This window comes from Collinsella sp. AF31-11 (assembly GCF_003475605.1).
In the GTDB taxonomy this organism is placed as follows: domain Bacteria; phylum Actinomycetota; class Coriobacteriia; order Coriobacteriales; family Coriobacteriaceae; genus Collinsella.
Genome location: NZ_QRQS01000014.1, coordinates 14,229 through 32,970 on the forward strand (window position 1 = coordinate 14,229; position 18,742 = coordinate 32,970).

An 18,742-nucleotide genomic window follows, 5' to 3' on the forward strand; every position below is an offset into this window, starting at 1 on the left:
TTGAGCCCATGACATAACGGGGAGCTTGCAGGACAAGACGGCAGGCTGAGATTGGGCGCGCCCGCCCTGACCCGCAAACCTGATATGGGTAATGCCAACGAAGGGAGCCGTGCCAATGAGCACACAGACCGAGCCCAAGCTCGTCACGCAAATCGACTTCGCCCGCGCCGGGCAAATCACGCCGCAGATGAAAGAAGTCGCCGAGCGCGAGCATCGCGACCCCGAGTACATCCGCGAGCGCGTGGCCGACGGCCGCATCGCCATCCCCGCCAACATCGTGCATATCAAAAAAGGCATGCGTGCCTTTGGCGTCGGTGAGGGCCTGTCCACCAAGGTCAACGTCAACCTGGGCATCTCGGGCGATAAGGCCGATGCCGCCGAGGAGTGGAAGAAGGTCAAGATCGCCGAGGACTTTGGCGCCGACGCCATCATGGACCTCTCCAACTCGGGCAAGACGCGCCAGTTCCGCCAGCAGCTCATCGACGAGACACCGCTCATGGTGGGCACGGTGCCGATGTACGATGCCATCGGCTACATGGAAAAGCCGCTGGTCAAGCTGACCAAGGACGATCTGCTCGAGGTCGTGCGCGCGCATGCCGAGGACGGCGTGGACTTTATGACCATCCACTGCGGCATCAACAAGTCGGTCATCAAGACCTTTAAGGAGACTGGCCGCCTCATGAACATCGTCAGCCGCGGCGGCTCGCTGCTGTTTGGTTGGATGGAGGTCACCGGTAACGAGAACCCCTTCTACGAGTTCTACGACGAGGTGCTCGAGATCTGCCACGAATACGACGTGACGATCTCGCTCGGCGACTCCTGCCGCCCGGGCTGTCTCTACGACTCCAACGACGCAACCGAGACCGCCGAGATGATCGAGCTGGGCAAGCTGTGCAAGCGCGCCTGGGCCGCCGGCGTCCAGGTCATGGTCGAGGGCCCGGGCCACATGGCGCTCGATGAGATCGCTGCCAACATGAAGCTGCAGAAGCGCCTGTGCCACAACGCCCCGTTCTATGTGCTGGGGCCGCTGGTGACCGATATCGGCGTGGGCTACGACCACATCACCGCCGCCATTGGTGGCGCCATCTCCGCGAGCTCGGGTGCCGACTTTTTGTGCTACGTGACGCCGGCCGAGCACCTGTGCCTGCCCAACGCTCAGGATGTGCTCGATGGCCTCATGGCCACCAAGATTGCCGCACACGCCGCCGACATCGCCAAGAAGGTACCGCACGCCCGTGACATGGACGACAGGATGGGTCAGGCACGCCGCAAGCTCGACTGGGACGCCATGTGGAAGTGCGCCCTCGACCCGGTCACCGGCAAGAAGCGCTACGAGGAATCCCCCGCCGCCACCGAGGGCACCTGCACCATGTGCGGCAAGATGTGCGCCGTTCGCACTGTCAACAAGGTGTTCGAGGGCACGACAATCGATCTCGGCATGGAGGACTAACCCTGTCGCCGCGGCCGCTTCTGGCGGCGAGCTGGTACCTGTCAATTGTTGACGTGTGAACATTTGCTTACATTTGCGTAAAGATTGCATCGCCCGCCCGGGTTCGACATAGAGTCGGCCCGGGCATCTTTATAATGCTGGCTTAAAGACCCATTTGATTCCGACCGAACAAGGGAGCGAACATGGATCGCAGCAAGGTACCTGCCGTCCTGTCCATCGCAGGATCCGATTCCAGCGGTGGCGCCGGCATTCAAGCCGACATCAAGACCATTACGGCGCACCGTCTGTATGCCGAGACGGCCATAACCGCCATCACGGCGCAAAACACCCTGGGCATCACCGCCGTGCAGAATATCTCGCCAGATATCGTCGCCGCGCAGATCGACGCCGTCTTTGACGACATCCGCCCGAGCGCCGTCAAGATCGGCATGGTTTCTTCTGTCGAGATTATCGAAGTCATCGCCGACCGCTTGAGCTCCTGGAACGCAACGAACGTGGTCGTGGACCCCGTCATGGTAGCCACCTCGGGCGCTCGCCTCATTGCCGAGGATGCGGCCGAGGCGCTCACGCGTCGCCTGTTCCCGTTGGCGACCGTCATCACGCCCAATATCCCCGAGGCCATGGCACTGCTCGACTACGAGGTCGATTCCGAGCGCACGCAGCAAAATGCCGCCATGCTCCTCACCCGCCGCTTTGGATGCGCGTCTTTGGTTAAAGGCGGACATCTTGTCAACGAGGCCAACGACGTGCTGGCGGAGCCCGCGCCGCTCGATGACGAGGGCAACCACCTGGGCGATCCGCTCACCACGTGGTTCCGTCACAAGCGCATCGAGACCGGCAACACGCATGGCACCGGCTGCACGCTCTCGTCCGCCATCGCCTGCGCGCTGGCACAGGGCATGGATCTTGCCGACGCCGTCAACGCCGGCAAGGCCTACCTAACGGGCGCCCTCGCCGCTGGCTTTGACATGGGCAAAGGTTCCGGCCCCGTCAACCATATGTGGAATTACTAGCCCTGCAGCAAAACCACCACAAAGGGGACAGGCACCTTTGTGGTGGTTTTTCTTTTAACACTTAATCGTCTGCGAGTTGGATGCCGAGCAAGCCCGAAAGTGCGAGCGCTTGTTCGGCATTGACTGTCAGGCCACGCAACTCACGGTAGTCACCCGAAACAACGGGAGCCTCAAACGTGCAGCGCGATACATCAACACCACATAGCGGTGTCTTGAACACATCAACTCGCGTCAGGTCGCAGCTATCCAGGCGCAGCTGCCCCAACTTGGCCCCCTGGAGCGCCGCCTCGGTCAGGCGCACATCGCACGCCGTGATGGGGCCAATGCGTCCCTCCGAAAGGTTCGCGTAGCTCAGGTCGCATGATGCAAACGAAACGTTCGACAGGCGCGCCTTGACCAAGTTGAGCCCCGGCGCCGAGCAATCAACAAAGTCGCATCGGTTGAGCCAGCAGCCTTCCATATTGCAGCGGATAAAGCGACAACCGCGAAATACGACGTCACGAAACGTCGAACCACTCCAATCGACGCCATCGAATACGCAGGAGCGGAACACGATGCCGTCAAAGGTCGCACCGTTCGCCACGTCATAGGCGAGCTCCAGCTCCTCAAAAGCGGTATTTGAGACAAGCTCATCCCCCTCGGCAAACAGGTCAATGAGCTCATCCATGCCCATGTGGCAGCCAAGCCGCTCGTTTACCCGGGCAAAACCACCACAAAAGTGCCTGTCCCCTTTGTGGTGGTTTGGGGCTGCGCTACTCACCGAGCATCTCTTGGAGCTTGGCTGCCACGGCATGTCCCAAGCTCTCGTGGCTTTCGGGCATCATATGCAGATAGTCGATATCGCCCGGCTCGGCAAACTCCGCTGCATTCAAAAAGTCGCAGCCAAACTGCTCGGCTACGTGCGCGTAGTACTCGGCAAAATGCTCCGAGGCCTCGACGGAATGCTCGTCAAAATCGGTCATATACACATCGGCGATTTGCGGCTTGATCTTGATGGGAGCCATCAGCAGAATGCGCGGACAAGGCGCAGCGTCGGTCCACGAAAACGCGCGGACGGCGCGAATCAGCGCCATGGCGCCACGGGCTATATCGGAAGCCGTCACGTTAAAGACCGTCTTACAGTCGTTGGTGCCCAGCATGATCACAATGGCGTCCAGCGGCTTATGGGCCTCGAGCAGCATCGGAAGCGCGCGAATGCCGTTGAGGTTAGTGTCCAGGTGGCACATATCGTCGCGCACCGTCGTGCGGCCGTTGAGCCCCTCCTCAATCACATGCCAGCCCTCGCCCAGGTCACGCTGCGCCACGCCGCACCAGCGCACATCCTGCGCATAGCGCACCGCGGTGCCGTCGCGCATACCAGCCGGATCGTAACCATAGGTGTTGCTGTCGCCAAAGCATAGAACGTTTTTCATCGTAAGTTCCCCACTCAATAAAAACCGACGGGAGCAGCCCCCGTCGGCTCGGCATGTCGCATCACGCGCACAGTTTACAAGTATTTGCGCCAGTCGTCGTCATCCTCATCGTCCTCGGCAGCGGCCCGAGCCTGCTCGGCGGCACGGGCGGCCGCAGCGCGGGCGGCAACCTGGGCATAGGACTCCTCGTTGCGCTCGGGGAAGTTTGCCAACACGTGCTCGAACTTGGCGAAGTCCTCGTCCCAGCGCGTAGAGGGCACAGCAAAGAAGACCTGCTTGACCTTGAAGTCGCCCGATGCGAGCTCCTTACGGAAGAGCTCAGCCACGGCCTCGGCGTCAAAGCCGTTGTTGTCGCAGCCCCATGCGCCCAGCACGAGCTTCTCGCGACCCAGCTCGTCGCAGATGGCGAGCACAAAGCGGATACGGTCGCGCAGCGCGTCCAGCAGCGCATCGTCGCTCACGCGGTACTCCTGGCGTGCGCGCTTGGCATTGGGCGCGGCGGCCACGATCACATCGGCATACGCATGCACGTGGTTGCGGTCAAAACGCACCGCAGGCACTACCAGCGCACGGTTGCGGTAGAGCTCGCAGTTGATATTGCGGCGACGGTTCTCGCCGTACCACTTGCGCTGCTTGTCGAGCACGTTGTACAGATACGAATCGGCGCAGAGCGTAGCCTCCTGGCCCAGATAGCCCTGGATGTAGCCGCCACCCGGGTTGGTGAACGAGGCAAAGGCGAGCACTGCCATGTCGCAGAACTGCGCATAGCCACGGCCGTTGTCCAGAATGGCCTGCGTGGCGGAGGCATCAAGCACGGTGACCTCGGGCAGAGTCGGAGCGGGCTCCTCGGCAGGCGCGGACTCGGTCTCTGCGGGTTCCTCGGCAGGCGCAGAATCGTCCGTGACCTCGGTCTCGACGGACGCAGCCTCAGCGGCCTCGACCTCGGCGGACTCAGACTCCTCGGCAACCTGCTCCTCGGCAGCCGCAGCCGCCTGGGCCTTGGCCTTCATCGCCGCGACAAAACCGGCAGGCATACCGTCGAATTCGCGCACGCCGGCAAGCGAGCGCTCGATATCCTTGGCACACGCCTCGGACACAGTTGCCACGTGACGCTCGGCGGCCTTGGCACGGGCCTCGCGCTTGGGGTTGGGCTGCCCTGCGCGGCCGGTCCTGCGGTTACGGTTCCTGTTGTCGACGTCTGCCATAAGTGGTCACCTTTCCTGTCGCTGCCGTTATCGGCTTTTCCCATCCATGATACCCCGCCGCGTACAAAAAAGACGGCCCCGAAGGACCGCCTTTCGCATTGATTTACGCGCGCGGCAAGCACCGCTGCAACTCGCCGCTAGTCGCGACGACCAAGGATATTCAGGATGCGCAGGAACACGTTGATGATATCCACGAACAGGTTGGACGCCATGAGCACGGCGTTGGGCAGCGTGGGCGGCACCGTCGTGGCCACATAGGTGTCATAGCCAATAAAACCGGCGAACACCACGATTACGATCAGGTCGGTAATAGACTGCGAAACACCCATAAACATCAGCACGATCTCGACCAAAATGGTGGCAAGCAGAATACCAAATCCGATGCCATACACACGCTGGAAGAACTTGGGGAAGGTCACGCCCAGCGCGCCAAAGACAAAGGTAATGGCGGCGGTGGCGATAAAGGCGGTGTTGATGGTGGGCAGGTCGTAGTTGGCAAGGCCAAACGACGCGGTCAGGCCAAAGGTGCTCGCAAAGATCACGTAACCCGTGAGCGACAGGCCCACAGACTGCTTGCCCGCGGCAGCCGACATCATGACAATGCCGACGATGGTCAAAATAAACGAGCCAAAGACCAGCGGCAAAGCGGCGCCACTCATCATCATGCGGGCAAACGCCATGGTGCTCGTAAAGTAGGCGCCGGCACCCATGGCGCAAAAGCCCAAAAAGATCAGGGCGGACATGACAAGGTTGTACGCACGCGGCGACATCTCCTTGGCACGGCTTGCACCGGTCTCGATGGGGCCGTTCTGATAGCCCTGGATATCATTCATGCTTTCGTCCTTTCAGATAGCGCCGCGACAGCAGCGCCTTAAGCGACAAGATTTCTGCCATTGTACCCAAATGCCACACGTTTTACCTGCGGCGCCCACCCTCGAGCGTGCAATCAAACGCCCAGACCCACCAACGCATCACGTGGGTCTGCAAGCCGTCCGGCCGTTCGCGCGCCTGGTCCTCCAGATACAACTCGGTCGCATGACCGCCAAAACGAACCTTATAGGTTGCCGTACGAATGCCGTGAACCGTCAGGCCAAACCCAGTGGTCGAGACAATCTCGTCAATCGTAAAGCAGCGACCGTCAACCCAGCAGACGGTGACCGGCACGACTTGTCCGCCCGCGAGGATGCGAGCCACGACGTCCACATACTGCTTGTGCACGCGCCGAGTTTTGCCATCTGTCTGTCGATATTCCATGCCCCTATTATCGAACGCATGTTTGCATATTGTAAAGCGAACAGGCTGTGGTTTTGGCGTGTCGGACCGCATGCGCATGTCCGCACGACGTGTTAGCAAAAAGAACACCGGAGGTCAACAGGGCTAATATTCAATTTTAGTACCCAAAAATTCACTTCTCCCATCAGAACTCGGTAAAGAAACCCGCAGGAGGTGATACGATTTATCATGTTTTTGTAACGTTTCTGCAAACTTCGAGAAAGCCCATATATGGACGTAACGTTCTCAACCTTCCTCGGCCAACTTGTGTCGAACCCAGTCCTTGCCGTCACCGTGATTCTCGCGCTCGGCGCCATCTTCGTCAACGGATGGACCGACGCGCCCAACGCCATCGCGACCTGCGTCACTACGCGTTGCATGCCCGCCCGCGCTGCCATTCTCATGAGCGCCGCATTCAACTTCCTCGGTGTGCTCATCATGACGCACTTTAACGCGAGCGTCGCCAACACCATCTCACATATCGTCGACTTTGGCGGAAATAGCACCATGGCGCTCGCGTGCCTGTGCGCGGCGCTGTTCTCCATCGTCGTCTACGGCGCCACAGCGTCGCGTTTTGGCATCCCCACCTCGCAAAGCCACAGCCTTATCGCCGGCCTGACCGGTGCCGCTATCGCCCTCGGCGGCGCGAGCAGCGTCAACGTCCACGAGTGGATGAAGGTCATCTACGGCTTGGCGCTCTCCATCGGCCTGGGCTTTGTCATGGGCTGGGTCCTGTGCAAGCTCGTCTCGATTCTTTTTGCCGCCGCCAACAGGCGACGTGCCAACGTCTTCTTTAAATACGCTCAGATCGCGAGTGCCGCGGCCATGAGCTTCATGCACGGCGCGCAGGATGGACAGAAGTTCATCGGCGTGCTCTTTTTAGGCGTGGCCTTCGCCAACGGCCAGACGAGCGTCGGCGATGCCGGCATCCCCATCTGGATTATGCTGCTGTGCTCGGCCACTATGGGTATCGGCACCAGCGTGGGCGGCGAGCGCATCATCAAGTCCGTCGGCCAGAGCATGGTTAAGCTCGAGAAGTATCAGGGTTTCTCTGCCGACCTCGCGGGCGCCGCGAACCTGCTACTTGCCACCCTTACCGGCATCCCCGTGTCATCCACGCACATCAAAACCTGCGCCATCATGGGCGTCGGCGCCGTCAAGCGCCTCTCAGCCATCAACTTCGGCGTCGTCAAGGACATGATGTTCACCTGGTTCTTCACCTTCCCCGCTTGCGGACTCATCAGCTTTTTCATGGCCAAGCTGTTCATGATGTTCCTCTAGTCAAACCGAGTGTCCATCCGGACCGCAACACTTCGCCTACCCGTCTTCGCCTCGAAAGGACCCACCCATGGCAAAGAAACCCAATTCGTTCTACTTTGACAACTACGTCGCCTGCGCCGACCTCGCCGTCCAGGCCGCCGAGCTGCTTACCCAGATTTTTGAGAACTTCGATCCCGCGAAGATTCACGATATGCTCGAGGAGATGCATGCCATTGAGCATGCGGCAGACAAGAAGCACCACGAGCTTGAAGACGCCCTGCTCACCGCCTTTATCACCCCGCTCGAGCGCGAGGATCTGAACCTGATGAGCTGCTCACTCGACACCGTGCTCGACCGCATCGAGGGCGTCGTGCAGCGCGTCTACTTCACCAACATTCAGAGCATCCATCCCGACGCCATCGTCATCGCCCACAAGGTGACCGACGCTTGCCGCGCCATGAAGGACCTGATGGTCGAGCTGCCCAACTACCGCAAGTCCAAAACGCTGCGCGAACTGGTCATCCAGATCAACACCATCGAGTCCGAGGCCGACGAGCTCTACATCAACGCCATGCGCAACCTGCACGTCAACGGCAAGGACCCGCTCGAGGTCATCGCCTGGCGTGACGTATATGCCTTCCTGGAGTACTGCGCCGACTGCTGTGAGAATGTGGCCGATGTCGTGGATTCGATTGTCATGAAGAACAGTTAATTGGGGTACGTGTCCCGGCGGCGAAGGGCCGGCCACGGTTTGCTTTCTCACTCCGGCTGCTTTGCAGAGTCGTTCGAAAGTAAACCGTGGCCGGCCCTTCGCCTTACGCACCTCCATTGGAACTTTGGCTGATACTTTGAAAGCGATGGGGCTTTTGTTAGCAGGGCCTTTGGGCCCGGTTGGGAACTTTGGGACCGCCTCAAACGTTTGGCTGGATGGTGCTTTGGGTACCCTTTATTTTGCTTTGGATCGATTCGTTGACTTTGGAGGGCTTGGTTATGGGTTATTTGGATTTGGCTCGTGGTCGGTATTCTTGTCGTTCTTTTGAGGATCGGGCTGTGGAGCAGTCGGTGGTGGATGCTGTTGTTGAAGCTGGACGGATTGCTCCTTCTGCTTGTAATAATCATCCTTCTCGTGTGATGGTGCTGGATACGCCCGAGCTGTTGGAGAAGGCTGCTGCTTGTCAGCCTCGGTTTGCTCGTGATGGGTCTATCTTTGGGGCTCCGCTTGTCTTCCTCATTTGCAGCGTTACCGATGATGCTTGGGTGCGCCCGTATGATCAGATGAATTCCAGTGAAATCGATACGTCCATCGTGTGTGATCAGATGATGATGGAGGCCACCGAGCAGGGCCTGGGAACGTGCTGGGTGTGCCATTTTAAGCCTGAGGTGGCCCGTGAGCAGTTCGACCTGCCCGAGGGTGTCTATCCCTATCACATGCTCGTCTGTGGCTATCCTGCCGACCATATCACCGACCCCGAGCATCGAGAGGCCCGCACCATTCCCCTCTCCGACTTCCTCCTCAAGTAGATTTTTGGGACATGCCGCAAACCTACCCTTGACCGCTCACCCGTTCGCCGAGTTCTGCGCCACTATGTGCAGGGCTCGGTTTTTTATGTTGCGCACCCCTGCACACCCTGCACAGTCATAAAAAAGGACCCGCAAGCTGCGGGTCCTTTCTAGGCACTAAATTGTAGGCCTAATGTTAGTCCAGGTCGTCGGCAGCGAAGTTGTCGATCGGGGCGAAGGGATCGGCCACGGGGACAACCGGATCGGCGACGGGCAGCGGCTCGGCGGGAACAGTCACCGCAGGAGAAGCGGCAGAACCAACTGGCGTGGAGGCCATGAGGTCGGCCGGGAAGGAGTTCTGGGCGTCGTCCATAAAGTGCTGGATGAGCTTGAGGTACTCGGCCTTGAACTCCTCGCGGGAAGCCTTCAGACGGTCGATTTCCTCGAGCTCGGCCTGCTTCTCGGTCAGAGCCTGGCGGATAACCTCGCGGGCCTTGGCGTCAGCCTCGTTGCGGATACGCTCAGCGTTCTCATTGGCATCGTTGACGATGGTCTCAGCGGTCTGCTGAGCAGCGATCAGGGCAGCGGAAATCTGGCGCTCCTGAGCGGAGAAGTCAGGGGCGGGAGCGGCCACGGGGGCGGCAGGGGCGGCCTGGGCGGCGGTATCCTGAGCCTGGGCAAGTTGGGCCTGTGCATCGGTAAGCTGCTGCTCAGTAGCAGTCAGACGGCCCTTAAGGTCGACGATCTTAGCGAGCATAGCGTCAACCTCGGAAGACAGCGTCTCCAAGAAGACGTCGACCTCGGCAGGATCGTAGCCACGCTTGGCCTCAGAGAAAGTCTGAGCCTGGATGTCTGCAGGGGTAATAGCCATAACAAGTCTCCTTTTTCATCGCCTCGGCGCTACACGCCCGACGTAAGTTACTAAGTCAGTTCTATACGAGTATACCTATAAGAAGCTGCAGAACCAGTCTCTGCACCAACTGCAACGCAATAATCGCAACGACCGGCGAAAAATCAACGCCGCCCATCGGCGGGATAAACCGACGAAAGAGGTTGAGCCACGGGCCGCAGACGCTATCGAGCACTGCAGCGATATCCTGCAGCAGGCCGCCCTGCTTCATGGGAATCCACGTCATAAAGCAATAGACCACGATGAGCGTGGAGTAGAAGTTGAACAGCGTGTTGACCAGCTGGACAATGGTGTAGATGTTGATGAGAATCTCCTCGTCTTGGGTTTACTTAAGATAGCCGTCGGCACGAAGCTTCTTGAGGTCCGAATCCTTGACCTCGCAGCCGGCGGGCAGCACCATGAACACGCGATCGCCCACTTCTTTGACCGTAGCGCCCAGGCCACAGGCAAAGCCATAGCTAAAGTCCAGGACACGCTTGGCGACCTCGGTGCGAACGCCGACAAAAATCAGCGCGACGGGCTGTTTGGTACGCACACGACGGACAACGGTCTCAACGTCATCATAGCTCTCGGGACGCAGGACATAGGCAGGCAGCTGCGGCGTGGCGTTGATGATGTTGCTCGCATAGGCCGAGGCGTCGCTCGGCGCAGGGGCGGGCGCAGGCGCCGCGGCGCGAGCACGGGCGCTCTCGGCATAGCTCGACGGCGTGTCGTAGGCGCCGGGACGATAGCCACCGGTGACCGTATCCTGAGAACGCGACGGCGGATTGTACGTCGTTGCATGACGCGAGTCATCGCCGACCAGCTGACCGGAGCGCGTATACACGGCAACCGACTCAGCTTCACCGCGGCGCGTCTGGCCCAGCAAGCCGTTGCTCGGCTCGTCCTGGGTATAGAAGCCCTCGCCCGAAGCACCACTGTAGCCGCCGCCCTGATAGCCGTCGTCGTAGCCGTCATCGTAGCCGTAGTCGTCATCCTGGCTATAGCCCTGGTCGTAACCCTGCTGGCCGCCCAGGTGCATCTTATTTTTAATCTCGTCAAGGAAGCCCATGGTTGTGTCCTCTCACGGTTTAGTGCAGGCGCTCTGTAAACCAGTGCGCACTTCAGAGCCCTATTTTACTGCAAACTCCGGGCTAAATACTACCCTGCCCAGGCGAACGAGCGTAGAGCCCTCCTCAAGGGCAGGCTCAAAGTCCTCGCTCATGCCGCAGGAAAGCTCAGGCAGGTTCAAATCGGGATGCGCTGCCTCCAGCTCATCCCTCAGCTCACGAAGCCCCGCAAAGGTGCGGCGTGCCACATCCTTATTCCCCCGGGGCGCCATAGTCATAAGCCCCTGCACGCAAATTCCCTCAAGCTCTGCAAGCTCACCCGCGGCGGCGCGAATCTCATCGGGCGAAAAACCGCCCTTGGACTCCTCGCCGCTCACGTTGACCTCAATCAGCACCTGCTGGGGAGCAACCAGCTCGCCCGCTTCGATCTTACGAGTCGCACGGCTCGAGATAGCCTGCGCCAGATGAAGCGACCCCACCGAATGGATTAGCTCGGCTGAGCCCAGCACCGCATTGATCTTATTGGTCTGCAGGTTGCCGATCATATCGAAACGCACCTCGGGCAGCTCCGGATGCTCCGCCAGACCCGTAAGCTTGCGGACGAGCTCTTGCGGGCGGTTCTCGGCAAAATGGCGATACCCCGCCCGAATGGCAGCGATGGTCTCGTCAACGCCGACGGTCTTGGACACGGCAATCAAACGCGCGGCATCGTGGGGCCTCCCAGCGCGATCGAGCGCGGCATAAAAGCGCTCGAGTATCTGCTCGCGGCGAGCGCGCATCAAGTCTAAATAGTTATCCATGGCAAATCGCCTCCGCAGACAGCACAACAAGTAGTCCCATGCTAACGCAAGAGCGCGGCCCCGCATCCGCAAGGCCGCGCTCCCTCAGGTATTTACAATCTCTCAACGAGCGGAGCTACCCTACTCCTCGTCGTCCTCGCCATCGTCTTCATCCTCAAGATGATCCAGCAGGTAGCGCAGGCCCTCGCTAACCTCGTTAGCAGGCACCTTGGCAACGTAGCGAGCATCGACGGCGGGCCTCATGATAACACCCTCGCCCGAAGGCACGCGCATGCTCTCGAGCTCATCCTCATCAGTGCGGGCGATATCGCCGGCGTTCATACGCTGACCAGTCAACAGGAAGGTCAGACGGCAAGCGGCATCGATGGAAATCGAAGCGATGCGATCGAGGTAGCGTGAAACCATGATGGCGCGACGCAGGTCGTCATAGTTGCTGTCGTCGTCCATAAAGTCGCCCGTATCCATACGGTTAAAGGTGCGGAAGAACTTCTCGTAGGCAGCGTGCACTGGCTCGTCCTCGACGGCCAGGTTGCAGATGATGGACATGTCATCGGTGACAAGCGCAGAAAGCGAAGAGCCCAGCACCTGGTAGACGGCCTCAGCCTCGGCCTCGACCGTGCCGACAAGCTCCTTGGGCAGCGAGATGTCGGCCTTGATCATATGACGCGTGGCGCGGCAAATCTGACGGACCTTATCGGTCGTGCGCTGCAGGTTAAAGTCAACATAGATGATCGTCTGAAGCAGGCGGAAGTCGGAGGCGACCGGTGACTGCGTGGCAATCAGGTTGTAGCAGACGGCCTCCAGGTTGGCGCAGCGTGCGTCAATCGAAAGCGTGCGCTTCTTGGTCTTGGTGGCGAGCTTGCGGTCGTCGGTCACATAGGCCTTTACGGCATCGTGGAGGGCCAGATCGACGGCCTCATAGATGCTCAGCATCTCGTGACGGGCCTCGATGAGCTGACGGGAAAACAGTTTGCGCATGGTTCACTCCAATCAGTTGGGTGCGGTCATGCCGCCCGCACAGTGAATACGCACCGGACCAGGTCCGATCGGCTTGGGACTAGTCGCACCGATCAGCCAAAGCGGCCGGTGATATAGTCTTCCGTACGCGAGTCCACCGGGCTGGTGAAGATCGCGTCGGTTTGACCATACTCGATGAGCGTGGCGGGCTCGCCGGCAACTTCCTGCAAGAAGAATGCGGTGTAGTCGCTGATACGAGCTGCCTGCTGCATAGAATGCGTGACGATGATAATCGTCATCTCGGGCGCCAGCTCGGCCATCAGATCCTCGACCTTAGAGACGGACGTGGGGTCGATGGCGGAGCAGGGCTCGTCCATCAGAAGGACATCGGGTTGCACCGCAAGCACGCGGGCGATGCACAGACGCTGCTGCTGACCGCCCGAGAGCGCCAAACCATCCTTGTTGAGCTGATTGGATACCTCTTTCCAGAGGTTGGCGCGCTTGAGCGATTCTTCCACGATGTCATCGAGGTCGCTTTTGCTAGTCACGCCCTGCAGACGAGGGCCAAAGGCGACATTCTCGTAGATGGATTTGGGAAACGGGTTGGGCTGCTGAAAGATCATGCCCACGCGACGACGGAGGTCGACCGGGTCGACACCCTCGGCATAGATATCATTGCCGTCGAGCGTCATGGTACCCTCGACGCGGGTACCCTCGATAAGGTCATTCATACGGTTGATGCAACGCAAAAACGTTGACTTGCCGCAGCCTGAAGGGCCAATGAAGGCGGTGATGGCGTTTTTTGCGATGTTGAGGTCGAGCCCCGTCAGCGCATGAAAGTCACCGTACCAAAAGTTGAAATCCTTGGCCGTGATGGCTGCTTGCTCCGGCGTGGGAGCGGACTGATAGACGGACATGGGACTCCTTAATTAGCGGCGTTTGCGCGACAGGTAGCGCGCAAACAGGTTGAAGGCCAGAATAATCGCCATCAGCAAAAGCGCGGTGCCGTAGGCCGCGTTCATGTTGATGCCGTCGTTGGCAAGCAGGTACAGGTGAACCGTCATGGGGCGGCCGGAATCGAGCGGCGAAATAGGTAGATTGATGGCCTGGCCCATGGTGTAGAGCACCACGGCGGTCTCGCCGATGGCGCGGCCGATGGCAAGGACGATGCCGGTGGCAATGCGACCAAAGGCCGAAGGAAGTACGATCTTGGAGACGACCTGCCACTTGGTGGCGCCCAAGCCGTACGCGCCCCAACGGATATAGCGCGGAACGGCGCGAATGGCCTCTTCGGTGGTGCGCATGACGATAGGCAGCATCAGAAGCGCCAGCGCCAGAGCGGCAGAGACCATCGAAAGGCCCAGGCCCATGGCCTCGACAAACAAGGCGTAGCCAAACAGGCCCATAACGATGGAGGGCACCGACGCCAAAGCGTCAGCAGCGTAGCGTATGAGCTCGACGACCTTGCCCTGCTTGGCGTACTCGGCCAGATAGACGGCTGCCAGCACAGCGATCGGCGTGCAGATAAGCATGGCGAGCGCCGTCACGTAGACGGTCGAGACGATCGTGGGCCAAATGCCGCCCTCGGCGTTGACGCCCTGGGGCCAACCGAAGATAAAGTCGAACGAGATATGCGGCAGACCGTTAATGACCACGTAGGCGATGATAGCGACCAGCACCAGCGTGGTGATGTATGCTGCGGCACGGAACACGCCAAGCATGATCTTATTGGACAGGTCTTTGTTGATGCGGCCCTTCTTGCCGTGGGAAAGGGCACGCTTGATGCGCTCGCGCGACGAGGTCGCATCGACCGTCGTGTCAACGGAATCGGACATAGCCTACCCCCTCTTCTTCTTGGAAATCAGACGGACGATGCCCACCAGCGCGGCGGAGATGATAAACAGGACCACACCCATGCCGAACAGCGCCGAGCGGTGCAGACCCGAGGAATAGCTCATGTCGAGCGCGATCTGGCTCGTGAGCGTCGAGATGGGGCTCGCAATGCTGTCGGGAATAACCGGAGCGTTACCCACGACCATGAGCACGGCCATGGTCTCACCGATGGCACGGCCCATACCCAGCACGATGGCATCCACGATACCCAGCTTGGCGGCAGGTAGCACGACCTTATAGATGGTCTGCCACTTGGTGGCGCCCATGGCATACGATGCCTCGCGAATGCCCATGGGAATGGAATTGAGAGCATCGATGGTGAGCGTGGTGATGGTAGGGACGATCATGATAGCAAGCACGAACCACGCCGTCAGCGCACCAAAACCAAGACCGCCGGTCAGTTGCGCGATAAACGGACGGATGATAATCATGCCAAAGAAACCGTAGATGATGGAGGGAATGCCCGCCAGCAGGTCGACGGCGGGGCTGATGAGTTTGCGCACGCGCTTGCTGGCGATCTCGACCAGATACACGGCCGTACCCACACCTAGCGGCACACCCATGGCGAGCGCACCGACAGTCACGAGACCCGAGCCGGCCAGCAGCGACATAATGCCGTAGTGGCCCTCGGAGGGCGCCCACGTAAAGCTGAAGAAGTCCGCCAGGCCAATGTCGGTAAAGACGGGCAGCGCCGAGTACGTGGTAAAGACAAAAATCAGGATGACGGTAACGACCGCCAAGAACGCGCAGGCAAAGAAGATCCACTGCAGCGCCTTCTCCTTGATATAGGTACTGCGCGATACGAGCGCCAGCTCGCGCTTCTTGGGCGCCTGAACATTCTGCTCAGTCTGGGAGTTTTCCTGTGCTTCCATGCTACTCACTCCCTTTCTCGTCGTTGGTGACGGGGATAAAGCCCGCCTCGCGAATCTGCTTGTCCATCTTTTCGGACGTCACGTAGTCGATGTAATCCTGCGCCTGCTGCGAAGGCGCACCCTTCACAAAGAAGTACAGGTCACGCGAGATGGGATAGCCGCCGCTCGCGACCGTCTTCTCGGACGCCTCAACATGATTGACCGAGGCGGCCTTGACCGAGGTCTTGGCGTTGAGGCTATCGACGAAGCCCAGCGAAATGTAGCCAATGGCACCGCGCGAACGAGATACCACGTCGCGCACCTGACCCGTGCCCGAAAGAACGGCCGAGCGACGATCGAACGGGGTGCCGTCCATCACGATGGTGCGAAAGGCCTCACGCGTGCCGGACGCCTCATCTCGGTTGATGACCTGGATCTTCAGGTCCTCTCCGCCGACTTCCTTCCAGTTGGTGATCTTGCCGGCGTAAATATCGCGGAGCTGCCCGGTCGAGAGGTTATCGACCGGGTTATCGTCGTTCACGATGACCGCGATGCCGTCGTGCGCGATCACAATCGGGGTCAGGCCCAGATCCTGCTCGTCGGCATTGAGGCCGCGAGATGAGCTGGCGATATCGGCCGTGCCGTTGCTGACGGCCTCGATGCCCGCAGAGGAGCCCAGACCGGAGACAAGTACGTCGATGCCGGTCTCTTCCTTAAAGCCCTCGGCCGCAATCTCGGCAATGGGTAGGCAGGTGGTCGAGCCGGCGACGGTAATGGAAGAAGTAGAAGATCCCGAAGAACAGGCGCACAGCGTAAGCGTAAGCACAGCGGCGCTCAGGACCGATACGATCTTTCTCATAGCATCACGCCGATCGCAGCATGGCGCCCACAGGTGCCGTTCTCGTTACGGTAGGAATAAAAGCGGTCGTTCTGACGCACAGTCGAAAGCTGGGTATCCACGATATTATCCGCGTCGACACCGACATCTACCAGTGCCTCGCAAATGGCAGCGGAAAGATCGAGCATGCGAGAGATGCTCGCATCGATGCACGAGAACTCGGCAGCAAAGCGATCCATGAGTTCCTGGGACACCTCATATTCGTCACCCAAGATATGGGGACCGATATAGGCGGAAACGTCGCTCGCATCGCAGCCGGCAGCATCGCAAAGCGCCTGGCACGCCTTGGCGGAAATACGTGCAATCGTGCCCTTCCAACCGGAGTGCACCACGGCAAATCCGCCGGGGGCCACCAGCACCACGGGAACGCAGTCGGCAAAGCAGAGCAGCACGGGCACGTTATGCGCCGTACAGACGATGGCATCGCAGCCCTCGGCAATCTGCTCGCGAACGTCCTCAAGGTCATCGGCGCCGTTCGAGGTCACCGCAACGATATGGTCACCATGGATCTGATTGGGAACGAGCAGGTTGTGCTCGCACTCGGCGGCACCCATAGCCTCGAGCGCGCGACGACGATTTTCTTGAACAGCAAAGGGATCATCGCCAACATGCGAGCCCAAGTTGAGTGAGGAGTACGCATCTTCGGAAACACCACCGACGCGCTCGGTGAAGGCAAAGCGAACATAGGATGTCGCGCCCTCCACCAACGTAACTCCATCATGGTCGACACGCGAAACTTTGTCCGCACGCGCTGCCATACTAAAGCCTCCTAATAACACAAGTACGCGGCATCGCCGCTACAGCCCGCGTTTATACGGCTGTCATACTTCCTTAAAAGGATACCTGCTGCACTGGAGGCAATCGTAAAGGGAACGTAAAGAGATTGGAGGTTCTAGTTTACAAAGTCGAAATAAAAAGGGCGCATCCATACGGACACGCCCCTGTGCACAACAATGCAAAGAACGACTTAGAAGCTACCGCGCTTCAGGAAGTCGGGAAGCTCGAACTGATCGTTGCCGAAGTTAGGAAGCTCGGTGCCACCGACGTTGCGGGTCGGAGCGGCCTGAGCCGGGCTGGCGGCAGGAGCGGTGCGCTGCGGCTCAGCGGAGGCAGCGACCTTGCTCTGAGACTGCTGAGCAGCAAAGAGCTCGTCCTGACGGTTGACGTTGGAGTCGGAGAAGCCCGTAGCGATGACGGTGATACGCACCTGATCGCCCAGGGACTCGTCGACAACGGTACCGAAGATGATGTTGGCCTCGGGGTCGACGGCGTTGGCGACAACGTCGGCGGCGTCGCTGATCTCCTGGATGCCCAGATCCTTGGAACCGGCGATGGAGAGCAGCACGCGCGTGGCGCCATCGATGGAGCTCTCGAGCAGCGGGCTGGAGATGGCCTGCTGGGCAGCGTCGACGGCACGGGTATCCCCAGAAGAGGTACCAATACCCATCATGGCGGTACCGGCCTGCTTCATGATGGTCTTAACATCGGCGAAGTCCAGGTTGATGATACCGGGGACGGTGATGAGGTCGGTGATGCCCTGGGTGCCCTGGGAAAGGACGCCATCGGCAATCGCGAAGGCCTCGAGCATGGTGGTCTTCTTCTCGGCGATATCGAGCAGCTTATCGTTAGGAATGACGATCATGGTGTCGACGCAATCGGAGAGGGTCTTGATGCCCTCCTCGGCGCTCTTCTTGCGCTTGCGGCCCTCGAAGGTGAAGGGCTTGGTCACGACGGCGACGGTCAGTGCGCCGACCTCGTTCATCGCGATATCGGCAACGATGGGAGCAGCACCGGTACCGGTGCCACCGCCCTCGCCGCAGGTGATGAACACCATGTCGGCGCCAGCGAGCGCCTCGGCAATGTCGTCGCGGGACTCATCGGCAGCCTTGCGGCCAACCTCGGGGTTGGCGCCGGCGCCCAGGCCGCGGGTAAGGTCGGTGCCGATGTGCACCTTGATATCGGCATCAGAGATCGCGAGTGCCTGAGCATCGGTGTTGATGGCAACAAACTCGACGCCGCGAATGCCCTCTTCGATCATTCGATTGACCGCGTTGGTACCGCCGCCGCCGACGCCGACCACCTTAATGACGGCAAGGTAGTTGTTGATCTCTGTCTCGTGCATGTCGGTCCTCCGAACAAAGGTTATAGCCATAGCATGGGTCGACCCCTGCGCACATTAACCTTCAGGTTGAAAGTAAATGCAAAGGTAAACCGTATTATGTTTGCACATTATGAACGTATCAGTCAAATAATTGACCGTGAAAACCAAACA

The 18,742-nt window shown here is 59.7% G+C and carries 21 protein-coding genes and 1 riboswitch; of the genes, 5 read left to right on the top strand and 16 right to left on the bottom strand.

Annotation, left to right across the window (positions count from 1 at the left end; genetic code table 11):
• Positions 1-7 precede the first annotated feature (7 nt).
• Positions 8-124: riboswitch (TPP riboswitch) on the top strand.
• Complete coding sequence (gene thiC, locus DWZ22_RS08985) at positions 116-1,450, top strand: phosphomethylpyrimidine synthase ThiC (RefSeq protein ID WP_117734969.1); 1,335 nt, start codon at positions 116-118, stop codon at positions 1,448-1,450. It overlaps the preceding riboswitch by 9 nt.
• 182 nt (positions 1,451-1,632) lie before the next feature.
• Positions 1,633-2,463: a bifunctional hydroxymethylpyrimidine kinase/phosphomethylpyrimidine kinase gene (gene thiD, locus DWZ22_RS08990; protein WP_118405953.1), complete on the top strand. Its 831-nt coding sequence runs from the start codon at positions 1,633-1,635 to the stop codon at positions 2,461-2,463.
• A 61-nt stretch (positions 2,464-2,524) separates the two neighbouring features.
• Here thiD and DWZ22_RS08995 read toward each other — a convergent pair whose 3' ends face one another.
• From DWZ22_RS08995 to DWZ22_RS09015, 5 genes are all read right to left on the bottom strand, one after another.
• On the bottom strand, positions 2,525-3,130 hold the full coding sequence (locus tag DWZ22_RS08995; RefSeq protein WP_233505133.1) for a pentapeptide repeat-containing protein: 606 nt from the start codon (positions 3,128-3,130) through the stop codon (positions 2,525-2,527).
• An 85-nt stretch (positions 3,131-3,215) separates the two neighbouring features.
• Positions 3,216-3,875 carry an SGNH/GDSL hydrolase family protein gene (locus DWZ22_RS09000; RefSeq protein ID WP_118405954.1) on the bottom strand — a complete coding sequence of 220 codons (660 nt, stop codon included), beginning with the start codon at positions 3,873-3,875 and terminating at the stop codon, positions 3,216-3,218.
• Between the two features lie 74 nt (positions 3,876-3,949).
• Positions 3,950-5,080, bottom strand: coding sequence for a TIGR02452 family protein (locus DWZ22_RS09005; protein ID WP_118405955.1), 1,131 nt, complete (start codon positions 5,078-5,080; stop codon positions 3,950-3,952).
• Positions 5,081-5,217: 137 nt separating this feature from the next.
• The gene (locus tag DWZ22_RS09010; protein WP_118405956.1) at positions 5,218-5,913 is read right to left on the bottom strand and encodes a Bax inhibitor-1 family protein; all 696 of its coding nucleotides are present in this window, start codon (positions 5,911-5,913) and stop codon (positions 5,218-5,220) included.
• 82 nt (positions 5,914-5,995) lie between these two features.
• Positions 5,996-6,334, bottom strand: coding sequence for a hypothetical protein (locus DWZ22_RS09015; RefSeq protein ID WP_147351590.1), 339 nt, complete (start codon positions 6,332-6,334; stop codon positions 5,996-5,998).
• A 249-nt stretch (positions 6,335-6,583) separates the two neighbouring features.
• On the opposite strand from DWZ22_RS09015, the gene DWZ22_RS09020 reads away from it, so the two are divergent.
• The 3 genes from DWZ22_RS09020 (at position 6,584) to DWZ22_RS09030 (ending at position 9,133) form a co-directional block, all read left to right on the top strand.
• Positions 6,584-7,633: an inorganic phosphate transporter gene (locus tag DWZ22_RS09020; RefSeq protein ID WP_117734962.1), complete on the top strand. Its 1,050-nt coding sequence runs from the start codon at positions 6,584-6,586 to the stop codon at positions 7,631-7,633.
• Between the two features lie 67 nt (positions 7,634-7,700).
• Positions 7,701-8,324 (top strand): DUF47 domain-containing protein, encoded by a 624-nt coding sequence (locus DWZ22_RS09025; protein WP_117734961.1) that lies wholly within the window; start codon positions 7,701-7,703, stop codon positions 8,322-8,324.
• Positions 8,325-8,602: 278 nt separating this feature from the next.
• Positions 8,603-9,133 (top strand): nitroreductase family protein, encoded by a 531-nt coding sequence (locus DWZ22_RS09030; RefSeq protein ID WP_118405957.1) that lies wholly within the window; start codon positions 8,603-8,605, stop codon positions 9,131-9,133.
• A gap of 175 nt (positions 9,134-9,308) precedes the next feature.
• Here DWZ22_RS09030 and DWZ22_RS09035 read toward each other — a convergent pair whose 3' ends face one another.
• The 11 genes from DWZ22_RS09035 to ftsZ all read right to left on the bottom strand — a co-directional run bounded on the left by DWZ22_RS09035 (position 9,309) and on the right by ftsZ (position 18,592).
• Positions 9,309-9,983, bottom strand: coding sequence for a DivIVA domain-containing protein (locus DWZ22_RS09035; RefSeq protein ID WP_118405958.1), 675 nt, complete (start codon positions 9,981-9,983; stop codon positions 9,309-9,311).
• A 61-nt stretch (positions 9,984-10,044) separates the two neighbouring features.
• A complete protein-coding gene (locus tag DWZ22_RS09040) occupies positions 10,045-10,332 on the bottom strand; it encodes a YggT family protein (protein WP_369832059.1) in 288 nt (95 codons plus the stop codon).
• A gap of 15 nt (positions 10,333-10,347) precedes the next feature.
• Complete coding sequence (locus tag DWZ22_RS09045; protein WP_117734958.1) at positions 10,348-11,073, bottom strand: cell division protein SepF; 726 nt, start codon at positions 11,071-11,073, stop codon at positions 10,348-10,350.
• Between the two features lie 60 nt (positions 11,074-11,133).
• Entirely contained in the window at positions 11,134-11,871 is a 738-nt protein-coding gene (locus tag DWZ22_RS09050) for a YggS family pyridoxal phosphate-dependent enzyme (RefSeq protein WP_117734957.1), read from the bottom strand.
• A gap of 120 nt (positions 11,872-11,991) precedes the next feature.
• Positions 11,992-12,849: a PhoU domain-containing protein gene (locus DWZ22_RS09055; protein WP_118405959.1), complete on the bottom strand. Its 858-nt coding sequence runs from the start codon at positions 12,847-12,849 to the stop codon at positions 11,992-11,994.
• Positions 12,850-12,941: 92 nt separating this feature from the next.
• On the bottom strand, positions 12,942-13,745 hold the full coding sequence (gene pstB / locus DWZ22_RS10345) for a phosphate ABC transporter ATP-binding protein PstB (RefSeq protein ID WP_117647229.1): 804 nt from the start codon (positions 13,743-13,745) through the stop codon (positions 12,942-12,944).
• A 12-nt stretch (positions 13,746-13,757) separates the two neighbouring features.
• Entirely contained in the window at positions 13,758-14,663 is a 906-nt protein-coding gene (gene pstA / locus DWZ22_RS10350; protein ID WP_117734955.1) for a phosphate ABC transporter permease PstA, read from the bottom strand.
• Positions 14,664-14,666: 3 nt separating this feature from the next.
• Complete coding sequence (pstC, locus tag DWZ22_RS09065; protein ID WP_117743761.1) at positions 14,667-15,593, bottom strand: phosphate ABC transporter permease subunit PstC; 927 nt, start codon at positions 15,591-15,593, stop codon at positions 14,667-14,669.
• Between the two features lies 1 nt (position 15,594).
• The gene (locus DWZ22_RS09070; protein ID WP_117734953.1) at positions 15,595-16,431 is read right to left on the bottom strand and encodes a phosphate ABC transporter substrate-binding protein; all 837 of its coding nucleotides are present in this window, start codon (positions 16,429-16,431) and stop codon (positions 15,595-15,597) included.
• On the bottom strand, positions 16,428-17,228 hold the full coding sequence (locus DWZ22_RS09075) for a polyphenol oxidase family protein (RefSeq protein WP_117734952.1): 801 nt from the start codon (positions 17,226-17,228) through the stop codon (positions 16,428-16,430). Before DWZ22_RS09075 ends, DWZ22_RS09070 begins: the two co-directional genes overlap by 4 nt.
• 209 nt (positions 17,229-17,437) lie before the next feature.
• Complete coding sequence (ftsZ, locus tag DWZ22_RS09080) at positions 17,438-18,592, bottom strand: cell division protein FtsZ (protein ID WP_117734951.1); 1,155 nt, start codon at positions 18,590-18,592, stop codon at positions 17,438-17,440.
• Positions 18,593-18,742 lie beyond the last annotated feature (150 nt).